The organism is Streptomyces sp. NPDC054796 (genome assembly GCF_053611545.1).
The window spans coordinates 1-11,529 of the sequence record NZ_JBSHAO010000108.1; the positions used below are offsets into that span (position 1 = coordinate 1).

Consider the following 11,529-nt stretch of genomic DNA (forward strand, 5'->3'; position numbering starts at 1 on the left):
TGGGGTGTCCCCGCAAGTGGTGGCGACGAGTGCCGGGGGAAACCCGTAAACGAGACCCGCACTTGTCGCCGCCCGAGGAGACACCCCGGCGCGGCGCCGACCCCCACCACACAGGCACCCCATAACCACGGTCCGAGCCAAGAATCACGCGGCGCCAGCCGCGTCGTACCGGTCCATAGGCCGCGCCGAAGCCACCGGCCAGGCAGCCGAACACGGCGCCCAGCCCCACGACGGCACCCCCGTGAAGCCGTACAAAAATCAGCGCGGGACCCTACAGTGCCCACCACACAGGCCAACCGTCCCGCGCAACACCCCCGTGAAAGGGGCGGGAACGGGGACCCCAACAACACCCGCGCCTGGAAACGGCGCCGGGCCATGGTGCGGGCTCGTCCGCGACGGGTGAGAGCTCGGAGCGGGTAGCGTCGGGGGCATGAGTGAGCCGGAGCAGGGCGGACATCCCGCGCCACCCCCCACGCCAGATGCGGAGCGCCCCGCGCACCCCACGCACCCCGTACCAGGCGAGGAACCAGCACAGCCCCCACAGGACGCGGAACCGCCCCGCGAGGAGACCGTACCGCTCGGGGTGCGGGTGGAGTCGACGGGGCACGGGCCCGTCGACTCCCAGCTCAGGCGGCTGGAGGACGCGGACCACCTCGCCGTCTCCGGGCACCTGGAGGTGTACGAAGATGTTCACCGCGGTCTGCGCGACACGCTGACCGCCCTCGACCGACCCGTCCCCCGGAGCTGAGACGTGGCAGCACGACGCCGACTCGACGCGGAGCTGGTGCGCCGCAACCTGGCCCGTTCCCGTGAGCACGCGGAGCAACTGATCGCCGCGGGACGGGTGACCGTCCAGGGGAACACGGCGGGCAAGGCCGCCACCCAGGTGGAGACCAGCGCGGCCCTCGTCGTCCGCGAGGACGAGAACGACCCCGACTACGTCTCGCGCGGCGGCCACAAGCTGGCCGGAGCGCTCGCCGCCTTCGCGCCGCTGGGCCTGTCCGTCGAGGGCAGGCGTGCCCTGGACGCGGGGGCCTCGACGGGCGGCTTCACGGACGTGCTGCTGCGCGCCGGCGCGGCGCATGTCGTCGCCGTCGACGTCGGCTACGGGCAGCTCGCCTGGTCGCTCCAGAGCGACGAGCGCGTCACGGTCAAGGACCGCACGAACGTACGCGAGCTGACGCTGGAGGACATCGGCGACGAGCCCGTCGACGTGGTTGTCGGCGATCTCTCGTTCATCCCGCTGGGCCTCGTGCTGCCCGCGCTCGTGCGCTGCGCGGGGCCCGAAGCGGACCTGGTGCTCATGGTCAAGCCGCAGTTCGAGGTCGGGAAGGAGCGGCTGGGCAGCGGCGGTGTCGTGCGCAGCACGGCGCTGCGCGCCGAGGCGGTGCGCACGGTCGGCGCACAGGCCGCCGCGCTCGGGCTGGGCGCGCTGGGTGTGACGGCGAGTCCGCTGCCAGGACCTTCGGGCAACGTCGAGTACTTTCTGTGGCTGCGCGCCGGGGCGCCTGACCTCGACCCGGCGGACGTCGAGCGAGCAGTGGCGGAGGGGCCGAAGTGACGACACCGACCGGCGGGGGCGACTACCGGGGCACGTACGGCGGGCACGCCGACAGCGGCGCGAGCGGCACGAGCACCGAGAGGGCCGAGACCCGCACCGTCTTCCTGCTCGCGCACACCGGCCGCCCGGCGGCCGTCCGCAGCGCGGAACTGGTCGTCCAGGGGCTGCTGCGCAGCGGCATCGGGGTGCGCGTGCTGGACGAGGAGGCGGTGGATCTGCCGCTGCCGCCGAGCGTGCAGATCGCCGAGGCCAAGCCGGACGCGGCCGAGGGCTGTGAGCTGCTGGTCGTGCTCGGCGGCGACGGGACGCTGCTGCGCGGCGCCGAGTTCGCGCGGGCCTCCGGTGTGCCGATGCTCGGGGTGAACCTCGGGCGCATCGGCTTCCTCGCGGAGGCGGAGCGCGACGATCTGGACAAGGTCGTCGACCGCGTGGCGACCCGCAGCTACGAGGTCGAGGAGCGGATGACGCTCGACGTGCTCGTACGCAACGACGGGCACGTCGTCCACCGCGACTGGGCCATGAACGAGGCTTCGGTGGAGAAGGCGTCCAGGGAGCGCATGCTGGAGGTCGTCACCGAGGTGGACGGCCGCCCCGTCTCCCGCTTCGGCGGCGACGGAGTGGTGTGCGCGACGCCGACGGGCTCCACGGCGTACGCCTTTTCCGCGGGCGGCCCCGTCGTCTGGCCGGAGGTCGAGGCGCTGCTGATGGTGCCGATCAGCGCGCACGCGCTCTTCGCCAAGCCGCTGGTGACCGCGCCGGACTCGGTGCTCGCGGTCGAGGTGCAGCCCGCGACGCCCAACGGCGTCATCTGGTGCGACGGCCGCCGCAGCGTGGAGCTCCCGGCGGGGGCGCGGGTCGAGGTGCGGCGCGGAGCCGTGCCGGTACGGCTCGCGCGGCTCCATCACGCCTCGTTCACTGACCGGCTGGTCGCCAAGTTCGCACTGCCGGTCGCGGGCTGGCGCGGAGCACCCCAGTAGACGCCGCCTCGCCGGACCGGACCGGCCCGGCCCGGCGAGGCACGGGCCTCGGCCCTGTGGCTCGTGGGCGTGGTGCGGGGTCGGGTTCCGGTGTGTGGTGGATGTGCTGGTCGGGTGGGTGTGGGGTGTCGGTGTGGGGTCTGTCGAGTGTGCGGAGTGCGGGACCGGCTCCGGCCCGGCCGCGCCCGACGCGCCCGAGGCACGGGCCTCAGCCCAGCAGCTCGCGGGCGCGGCGCAGGGCCGAGTCCCGGTGTGCGGCGAACTCCTCCTCGGTGAAGACCGGGGTGCGGTGGGTCGGAGGGATGCCGGTGCCGTCGAAGGTGTGTCCGTCGGCGGTCAGGAACTCCTCGTTCGGCAGCGCGAACGACCAGCCGTTCGGCAGCGAGCGGTCCAGGGTGTCGGAGAACGCGCCCTGCGTGTTCCCGCCGATCCGCGCGGGCGCCGGGTCGCGGCCCAGCAGCGCCTGGGTGAAGGTCTCGCCCGCGCTGACGGTGAGGGGCCCCGTCAGCACGGCCACGGGCCCGGTGTAGACGGGCCCGTCGTGCGGGGTCACGTGGAGGGGCTGCTCGGGCGTGAAGCGGTCCGGGTGCTCCGGGTCGTTGCGGGCCCGCTTCGCGTAGGCCGGGTACGGGCGGTCCGTGAGCCGCTGGGCGAGGCGCAGCCCGAGCGGGTCGGCGCCCCCGGCGTTGAAGCGCAGGTCCAGGACGAGGCCGCGCAGGGAGCGGGTGCGGCGCTCGGTGAAGACCGCGTCCAGCGCCCGGTCCAGTTCGGCGACGTCCGCCGCGTAGCCGCCGTCCTCCGTGAACCCCTGGAAGCGGGTGACGCGCAGATAGCCGACGGGACCGCGCCCCTCGTCCTCGCCGGGCAGCTCGGCGAAGGAGAGCGCGCCGCCCGCCCAGCGCCGCTGCTCGGTGCCGACGGCCTCGTCCGTCGCCTTGTCGATACGGGCGATGTCCTCCTTGGTGGGCGGGGAGGTACCGGGGCGCACCCCCGCGTAGCGGCGCCCCTCGCCACCGTCGATCGCGGTGTGCGCGTCGTGCAGGGGCTCGATCATCTCCCGGAGCACGGCGAAGAGTTCGTCGTCCGTGGTGTGCGCGTCGACGCGGGGGCGGTAGCGCTCGCGCACGGCCCGCCAGTCGACGCCTCTCGCCGCGAAGAAGGGGTAGTTCTCCGCGTACGTCTGCCAGAACACGTCGAAGACCGCACGCGGCCCGCGCTCGGGCTTACGCGCGCACTGCTCCGGCAGCTCTCCGACGCGGTGCAGGGTGCGGTGGCCCGCGCTGTCCGCGATGCGCAGCCGCGCCCGCTCCCGGGTCTCGGCGCGCACGGTGACGTCGCCGGAGTCGGCCGCCGCGTACGTACGCCGCCCGCCTGGGCCCTGGCCGCCGCGCTGGCGGCCCTTGAGGCCGCCGGGTACGCAGTGGACCGCGCTCGTGTCGTACGTCCGCAGCGACCGGCCCTCGATGACGACGACGGTGCCGTAGCCGTCCATGCGCCACACGCCCGCGACGCCGCCGTGCGGGCTGTGGGCCGCGGGCTTCGCGGCCACCGCTCCGGCGCCCGGCGCGGCACCGGGCCCGCCGGCCACGGCCAGGACGCAGAGTGCCGCCAGAGCCGCGGACCGGGCCCGGGAGACGGACGGTGCGAGTGGTGTGCCCATGAACGATGACCCCCGATGTGCGCAGTGGTGGTGACGGTTGTGCCGGTTGTGCGCGTACCCTCCGCCGCCCGGCGGGCGCGGGGGAGAGGTGGACCTCCCGACGGGGCACCCGTGCGGTTACGGGTGATTCCCCCGCATTGCGGACGGTGCGGCGGGAGATTCACCCGGGAACCCCGGGGCGGCGCGGGCGACTGTTCCAGCATGCGGAGGCCGTGTGCGCTGCGACGATCCCGCTGCCACCCGGACCAGGGGTAGGGGTATCCCCACGGAACCTCGTATGGTCGTATCCGTGTTGGAGGAGATGCGGATCAGAGCCCTGGGCGTGATCGACGATGCCGTCGTCGAGCTGTCCCCCGGCTTCACCGCGGTGACCGGCGAGACCGGAGCCGGCAAGACCATGGTCGTCACCAGCCTCGGCCTGCTGCTCGGCGGCCGTGCTGACGCGGCCCTCGTGCGGGTCGGCGCCAAGGCAGCCGTCGTCGAGGGGCGGATCGTCGTGCCCCCCGACGCGCCCGCGGCACGGCGCGCGGAGGAGGCCGGAGCCGAACTGGACGAGGGGGCGCTGCTCATCAGCCGCACCGTCTCGGCCGAGGGGCGCTCGCGGGCCCACGTGGGCGGCAGGTCGGCGCCCGTCGGGCTGCTCGCCGAGCTGAGTGACGAACTCGTCGCGGTGCACGGACAGACCGATCAGCAGGGGCTGTTGCGCCCCGCCAGGCAACGGCAGGCACTCGACCGCTACGCGGGCGAGGCCGTCTCGGCGCCGCTCGCCGAATACACCACCGCGTACCGGCGCCTGCGCGCCGTCACCGCCGAACTGGAGGACATCACCACCCGCGCCAGGGAACGCGCCCAGGAAGCCGATCTGCTGCGCTTCGGCCTGGAGGAGATCGAGGCGGCCGAACCCCGCCCGGGCGAGGACATCGAACTCGCCGCCGAAGCCGAACGCCTCGGCCACGCCGAGGCCCTCGCCTCCGCCGCCACCACCGCGCACGGCGCCCTCGCGGGCGACCCCGCCGACCCGGAGGGCGTCGACGCCGTCACCCTCGTGGCCGGGGCACACCGGGCGCTGGAGGCCGTACGGGCGCACGACCCCTCGCTCGCCGGGCTCGCGGACCGGCTCGGCGAGGTGTCCATCCTGCTGTCCGACGTCGCGGGTGAGCTGGCGGGCTACGCCGACAACCTCGACGCCGACCCGCTGCGCCTCGCCGCCGTCGAGGAGCGGCGCGCCGCGCTCACCCACCTGATCCGCAAGTACGCGAGCGCCGAACCCGGCGAGCCGGGTGGGCCGGGCGGACCCGGCGGGCCCGAGGACCCGGACGGCGAGGAGGGCGGCGGCGCGGCCTCCGTCCTCACCTGGGCCGAGCGGAGCGCGGCGCGGCTCGCCGAGCTGGAGGGCGACGACGACAGGGTCGGGGAGCTGACCGCCGAGAGCGAGGCGCTGCGCGCCGAACTGTCCGCGCTCGCGCAGCAGCTCACCGACGCGCGCGCCGACGCGGCCAAGCGGTTCGCCGACGCCGTCACCGAGGAACTGGCCGAGCTGGCCATGCCCCACGCGCGCGTCTCCTTCGAACTGCGCCACACGGAGGACCCCGAGGGCCTGGACGTGCACGGGCGCACCCTCGCCTTCGGGCCGCACGGCACGGACGAGGTCGAGCTGCTGCTCGCGCCGCACCCCGGCGCGCAGGCCAGGCCCATCGCCAAGGGTGCCTCGGGCGGCGAGCTGTCCCGCGTGATGCTCGCCGTCGAAGTGGTCTTCGCCGGCGCCGACCCCGTGCCGACGTACCTCTTCGACGAGGTCGACGCGGGCGTCGGCGGCAAGGCGGCGGTCGAGGTCGGGCGGCGCCTTGCCAGGCTCGCGCGCTCGGCGCAGGTCGTGGTCGTCACACACCTGCCGCAGGTCGCCGCCTTCGCCGACCGGCACCTCGTCGTCGAGAAGACCCACGAGGGCTCGGTCACGCGCAGCGGCGTCCAGGCCATGGAGGGCGAGGAGCGGGTGCGGGAGCTGTCCCGGATGCTCGCGGGCCAGGAGGACTCACAGCTCGCACGGGCGCACGCGGAGGAACTGCTGGCGACGGCCCGCGCCGGTACATGAGGTAGCGGCGCGCTGCCAGCGCGCCGCCGCGTGCGCCGTCCGCATCGCCCGGGTGGGTGAGACGCGGGCGGCGCGGGTGCGGCCTCGCGCCCTCGCGGGCACACGGCGGTCCTGGCCCGCCGCCGACGGCTGGCATGCTGGTGGCCCCACGCTACGCGCGATGCGCGCGCACGACGGTACGCCCGTCCGTGTGCGCGCACCGCGCGTAGAGCGGAACCCCCACGGACCCCTCCGCCCCCACGACCTTGGAGTTCGACCCCGGTGAGCCGTCCCCCCACGCCGCTGCCGCTGACATCCGTCGGGCAGACGCCGCCGCACGCCGTCCAGGTGCTGGGCGGGGGCAGCGCGGACACCGGGACGCACGTGCGCTCGCTCACGGCGGGGCTGGTGGCACGAGGACTGCGGGTGACGGTCTGCGCGCCCGGCGGCGCCGAGCTGAGCTACGGGTTCACCGCGACAGGGGCCTCCTTCGCGCCCGCCCCGGCGCGCAGTGAGCCGGAGGCGGTCGCCGCGCTGCGCCGCGTCTGCGAGGACGCCGACGTCGTCCACGCGCACGGGCTACAGGCGGGCCTGCTGGCGGCCCTCGCGCTCGGCAGGCGCCGACGGCACGTCCCGCTCGTCGTCACCTGGCACACCCGTGGGCACGCGCGAGGTGCGCGGGCACGCCTGACGCGAATGCTGGAGCGGCGCGTGGCACGCTCCGCGACGGTGGTGCTCGGGGTCAGCTCCGACCTCGTCGCCCGTGCCCGTCGCCGTGGCGCGCGGGACGCGCGGCTCGCGCCCGTCGCGGCGCTGCGGCCGTCGGCGGTACAGGGTGCGAAGGGTGCGGGCGCGGGTGCGGGTGCGGAGCCGTCAGGGACGGCGGAGGAGCGGTTGCGGCACAAGGTGCGGGCCGAGGTCGGCGCCGTGGACCGGCCGCTGATCGTGTCCGTCGGACGGCTGGCGGAGCACCAGGGGTACGACGCGGCGCTGACCGCCTCGCGCGCCTGGCGCCACTTCGATCCGCCGCCGCTGTTCGCCATCGCGGGCGAGGGCGCCGAACGCGCGGCGCTGCAACGGCGCATCGACGAGGAGGACCTGCCCGTACGGCTGCTGGGGTGCCGTGAGGACGCGCTTCAGTTGCTGGCCGGGGCGGACGTGGCGGTGCTGGCCTCCCGGTGGGAGGCGCGGTCGCTCTTCGCGCAGGAAGCGTTGCGGGCGGGGGTGCCGTTGGTGGCGACGGCGGTCGGGGGCGTCCCCGAACTCGTCGGCGACGCGGCCCTGCTGGTCCCCTATGCCGCCCCCGACGCCCTCGCGACGGCGGTCACCTCGCTCCTGACGGACCCGCCCCTGCGCGCCTCGCTGGTCGCGAAGGGCCACGCCCGGGCGGCAAGCTGGCCCTCCGAGAACGACACGGTCACCCAGGTCCTCGCCCTCTACGACGAACTGACGGCCCCTTCGCGGGGGGCGTAAGGAAACGAAGGGTTCCCCCTTCACCGGGCTGTGCCCCTTCACGGGGTGCGGGGTGATGGTCACACGGGGTGCCTGTTTCTCGTGGGGGTGCGCCTGTTGTGGGTGCCCCCCTCGCCAGCGGGACGATTGCCCACAACAGTTTTGTGCCGCTGCACGGCGCCCCGCCCAGCGCAGCGGCACGTGCAGCGGCACAAAAATCAGCGCGGGATCCTACGGTGCCCACCTCACCGGCGAACCGTCCCGCGCAACACCCCCGACGAACGGGGCAACCCCCCCGCTTCCTTCCGCACCCCCGCGAAGGGGCCGTCACGTCGAGGCGCGGACCACCAGGCGGGGGCCCGTGATCACGGGGGTGAGGGGGGAGTGGGGGGTGGGCGCGAGGCCGAGGCGGCGGAGGAGCAGGGCCGCCATCATGCGGCCCATCTTCTCGACATCCTGGCGCACCGTCGTCAGCGGCGGCTCGGCCCAGGACGCGGTCTCCAGATCGTCGTAACCGACGACCGCCACGTCCCCCGGCACGGAGCGCCCATGCGCGCGCAGTGCCCGCAACGCACCGGACGCCATCAGATCGTTCCCCGCGAACACGGCGTCGAGCTCGGGCACGCGCTCCAGGAGCTGGCCCATGGCCCGTTCGCCGCCCTCGGCCGTGAACCCCCCGTGCGCGACGAGCGCGGCATCGCTCTCCGCCCCGGACGCGGCCAGCGCGTCCCCGTACCCGTACAGCCGGTCCAGCGCGGACGTCTGGTCCAGCGGACCGGTGATCACCGCGATCCGGCGGCGCCCTCGCTCCAGCAAATGCTCGACGGCCAGCCGCGCCCCGGCCCGGTTGTCGGTGTCGACGTAGAGGAGGCCGGGGTCGTCCTCGGCGCCGGGCCAGTCGGGGCGGCCGCCGAAGACCGTCGGCAGCCCGGAGGCCGCGGCCATGCCTGGCAGCGGGTCTTCGCCGTGCAGCGAGAACATCAGGGCGCCGTCGACGTGACCCCCGGCGAGGTAGCGGCCGATGCGCTCGTAGTCCTTGCGCTGCTCCAGCAGCATGAGCAGCAACTGCGTGTCGTGCGCGGCGAGTTCGCGGCTGATACCGCGCAACTGCTGTGCGAAGAAGGGGTCGGAGAAGACGCGGGTCTCCGGTTCGGCGATGACCACGGCGACAGCGCCCGTGCGGCGGGTGACGAGGCTGCGGGCCGCGCTGTTGGGGATGTAGCCGAGCGCCTCCACGGAGCGCTGGACCTTCTCGCGGACCGGGCCGCGCACTCCGGCGCCGCCGTTGACCACGCGGGAGACCGTGGCGCGCGAGACGCCCGCGTGGGCCGCGACGGCCTCCAGGGTCGGGCGGGAACCCGATGCACCGTGCACGTCCAACTCCTTTTGCTCCGAGTGCCCTTGACGCTACCCCGCACTCGCGGCACTGTGCATGGCCATGACGTGAGAGCGCTCTCACATCCCCCACAACGAGGAGCGTAGTCATGCCGGGCAGAACCAGTGTGTCAGGAAAAACCGCAGGTGGAACCCGTAAGAAGGCCCTCGCGCGGCGCTGGCCGATGGCCGCCGCTGCGGCGCTGATCGCGCTCGGCGCGTACGCGCTGCCGACCGCGCAGGCCGAGGAACCGGAGGGACCGGCGCCGAAGGCGGGCGCCGGGGCAGCGGCGTACGAGGAGGTCTGGCGCACGGACTTCGACGGCGCCGCCGGATCGTTGCCCTCGGGCGACGACTGGATCATCGACAAGGGCCACGGCTACGAGGGCGGTCCGGCGAACTGGGGCACGGGCGAGGTCCAGTCGTACACGGACAGGCCCGAGAACCTCCAGCTCGACGGCGAGGGCCACCTCAAGATCACGGCGCTGAAGGACGGGGACACCTGGACCTCGGGCCGTATCGAGAGCAAGCGCACCGACTTCGCGGCGCCCGAGGGCGGGAAGATGCGCATCGAGGCGAGCATGCGGCTGCCCGACGTGCAGGGTGACGCGGCGCTCGGCTACTGGCCCGCCTTCTGGACCCTGGGCGACCAGTACCGGGGCAACTACTGGAACTGGCCGGGCATCGGCGAGTTCGACATCATGGAGAACGTCAACGGCGAGAACCGCACCCACGGCGTGCTGCACTGCGGCGTCAACCCGGGCGGTCCCTGCAACGAGACCCAGGGCATCGGCGCGTCCACCGAGTGCCAGGGCACGAGCTGCCAGGCGGGCTTCCACACGTACGCGCTCGAACTGGACCGCAGCGGCGCGACGGAGGAGCTGCGCTGGTATCAGGACGGGCGCGAGTTCCATTCGGTCAGCGCCGCCGACATGGACGCGGAGACCTGGGCGAACGCCACCCACCACGGCCACTTCGTCCTGCTCAACCTGGCCATGGGCGGCGCCTTCCCTGACGGTGTCGCCGGGCACGCGACGCCCACGGCTGCCACCCAGCCGGGCGGCTCCCTGCTCGTCGACCACGTCGCCGTCTCCGTCGAGCCCGCCGGAGGTGCGGGATGACCGGCCCCCTCAGCAGACGGACCCTGCTGCGTATGGCCGCGGCGAGCGCGCTCGCCGTGCCCGCGGCCGGGCTGATCACCGCGCACGCGGCCGACACGTCCCGTCGCGGGACGGCCGCCGCAGCAAGCATGCCGCTCAGGATCGTCAACAACTCGGGGGAGTACCAGAACTCCTCGGTCTGGATCTACATCGTCGGCAACGACGGCCGACGCCAGGTCCGCGTCACACCCGAGGGCGAGCTGAAGCCCATCGCCCTCGGCGACAACGGCGCCGACGGCTTCACGGACTACGCGATACCCCTGGCCGCCAGCGGGGAGACGGTCCTCCGGCTCCCCGAGATGTCGGGCCGGATCTACACCGCGCTCGGCGAGAAGCTGAAGTTCAAGGCGGTCCAGGACGGCGCGGGCAACGCGGCGCTGGCCTATCCGGCGGGCTGGGTGGAGTCGGACCCCAACTACGGGATCACGCACGACTGCGCGGAGTTCACGTACAAGGGCGGGGCCATGTACTGCAACACCACCATGGTCGACATGTTCAGCGTCCCGCTGTCCATCCACCTCACCGGCGCCAAGGATCAGACGGCGGGCGCGCTCAAGCAGGGCGCCCGTGCGAAGGTCTTCCAGGACGTCGCCGCGGCGGAGGGCTTCGGCTCCCTCGTCATCGACGACAGGCGCGTCATCGCCCCTGGCCACGGCATCGGCGCGGGACGCTTCGCCGACGACTACTTCGCGCCGTACATCGACGAGGTCTGGAGCACGTACGAGGGCAAGGACCTCACCGTCACCACCAACGCGGGGAAGTTCACAGGGCGTGTCAGCGGCGGAACCCTCTCCTTCACCGGGCCAGGGAACGTGTCCTTCCGGAAGCCCTCCACCAAGGACGTGTTGTTCTGCGACGGCGCACTCGCGGCGCCCAACGACGGCGTCACGGGTCCCGTGGCCGCCGTTCTGGGCGCGGGCTTCAACCGCACGACGCTGCTCACCTCCGCCGACCAGCCCACCGGCGACCCCGCCGGGTTCTACGGAGGCGATCTCACCCACCACTACGCCAAGGCCATGCACGCGGCCACGGAGGACGGGAAGGCGTACGGCTTCGCCTTTGACGACGTGGGCGGCTTCGCCTCCTACATCGAGGACAGCGCGGCCAGGGAGATCACGCTGACCCTGACCCCCTTCTGATCCCGCCCCGTCCGAAACCCTCTGCCACCCCCCTGAACCGGTCGGGGGGGCCGGGGGGGCCGCCCCCGGCGGCCCCCCCGCGGGGCCGCCGGGCCCCCGGGGGCCGCGGGGCCCCCCCCCCCCCCCCGCCGCCCC

At 74.2% G+C, this 11,529-nt stretch carries 9 protein-coding genes; 7 read left to right on the forward strand and 2 right to left on the reverse strand.

Annotated features, from left to right (window positions below; genetic code table 11):
• Nucleotides 1–430: 430 nt before the first annotated feature.
• From ACWGJ2_RS39240 to ACWGJ2_RS39250, 3 genes are read left to right on the forward strand one after another with little or no spacing between them, the layout of a single operon-like run.
• Entirely contained in the window at nt 431–748 is a 318-nt protein-coding gene (locus ACWGJ2_RS39240) for a hypothetical protein (protein WP_453351191.1), read from the forward strand.
• Between the two features lie 3 nt (nt 749–751).
• On the forward strand, nt 752–1,561 hold the full coding sequence (locus tag ACWGJ2_RS39245; protein WP_453351192.1) for a TlyA family RNA methyltransferase: 810 nt from the start codon (nt 752–754) through the stop codon (nt 1,559–1,561).
• Complete coding sequence (locus ACWGJ2_RS39250; RefSeq protein WP_453351193.1) at nt 1,558–2,538, forward strand: NAD kinase; 981 nt, start codon at nt 1,558–1,560, stop codon at nt 2,536–2,538. Before ACWGJ2_RS39245 ends, ACWGJ2_RS39250 begins: the two co-directional genes overlap by 4 nt.
• 208 nt (nt 2,539–2,746) lie before the next feature.
• Here ACWGJ2_RS39250 and ACWGJ2_RS39255 read toward each other — a convergent pair whose 3' ends face one another.
• The gene (locus tag ACWGJ2_RS39255) at nt 2,747–4,198 is read right to left on the reverse strand and encodes a S41 family peptidase (RefSeq protein ID WP_453351194.1); all 1,452 of its coding nucleotides are present in this window, start codon (nt 4,196–4,198) and stop codon (nt 2,747–2,749) included.
• 277 nt (nt 4,199–4,475) lie between these two features.
• Between ACWGJ2_RS39255 and ACWGJ2_RS39260 the strand changes: the two genes are divergently transcribed.
• Both ACWGJ2_RS39260 and ACWGJ2_RS39265 read left to right on the forward strand, forming a co-directional pair.
• Nucleotides 4,476–6,290 (forward strand): DNA repair protein RecN, encoded by a 1,815-nt coding sequence (locus ACWGJ2_RS39260; protein ID WP_453351195.1) that lies wholly within the window; start codon nt 4,476–4,478, stop codon nt 6,288–6,290.
• 261 nt (nt 6,291–6,551) lie between these two features.
• On the forward strand, nt 6,552–7,742 hold the full coding sequence (locus tag ACWGJ2_RS39265; RefSeq protein WP_453351196.1) for a glycosyltransferase family 4 protein: 1,191 nt from the start codon (nt 6,552–6,554) through the stop codon (nt 7,740–7,742).
• Nucleotides 7,743–8,048: 306 nt separating this feature from the next.
• On the opposite strand, the gene ACWGJ2_RS39270 is transcribed toward ACWGJ2_RS39265, so the two are convergent.
• On the reverse strand, nt 8,049–9,095 hold the full coding sequence (locus ACWGJ2_RS39270) for a LacI family DNA-binding transcriptional regulator (protein ID WP_453351197.1): 1,047 nt from the start codon (nt 9,093–9,095) through the stop codon (nt 8,049–8,051).
• Between the two features lie 110 nt (nt 9,096–9,205).
• Between ACWGJ2_RS39270 and ACWGJ2_RS39275 the strand changes: the two genes are divergently transcribed.
• Both ACWGJ2_RS39275 and ACWGJ2_RS39280 read left to right on the forward strand, forming a co-directional pair.
• The gene (locus ACWGJ2_RS39275; protein WP_453351198.1) at nt 9,206–10,216 is read left to right on the forward strand and encodes a glycoside hydrolase family 16 protein; all 1,011 of its coding nucleotides are present in this window, start codon (nt 9,206–9,208) and stop codon (nt 10,214–10,216) included.
• Nucleotides 10,217–10,248: 32 nt separating this feature from the next.
• Nucleotides 10,249–11,394, forward strand: a complete 1,146-nt coding sequence (locus tag ACWGJ2_RS39280) for a beta-1,3-glucanase family protein (protein WP_453351199.1) — start codon at nt 10,249–10,251, stop codon at nt 11,392–11,394.
• The last annotated feature ends 135 nt before the right edge of the window (nt 11,395–11,529 follow it).

Coding starts and splice junctions, on each gene's coding strand:
- ACWGJ2_RS39240 (WP_453351191.1), top strand. CDS start 431: ATGAGTGAGCCGGAGCAGGGCGGACATCCCGCGCCACCCCCCACGCCA.
- ACWGJ2_RS39280 (WP_453351199.1), top strand. CDS start 10,249: ATGGCCGCGGCGAGCGCGCTCGCCGTGCCCGCGGCCGGGCTGATCACC.
- ACWGJ2_RS39260 (WP_453351195.1), top strand. CDS start 4,476: ATGGTCGTATCCGTGTTGGAGGAGATGCGGATCAGAGCCCTGGGCGTG.
- ACWGJ2_RS39255 (WP_453351194.1), bottom strand. CDS start 4,198: ATGGGCACACCACTCGCACCGTCCGTCTCCCGGGCCCGGTCCGCGGCT.
- ACWGJ2_RS39275 (WP_453351198.1), top strand. CDS start 9,206: ATGCCGGGCAGAACCAGTGTGTCAGGAAAAACCGCAGGTGGAACCCGT.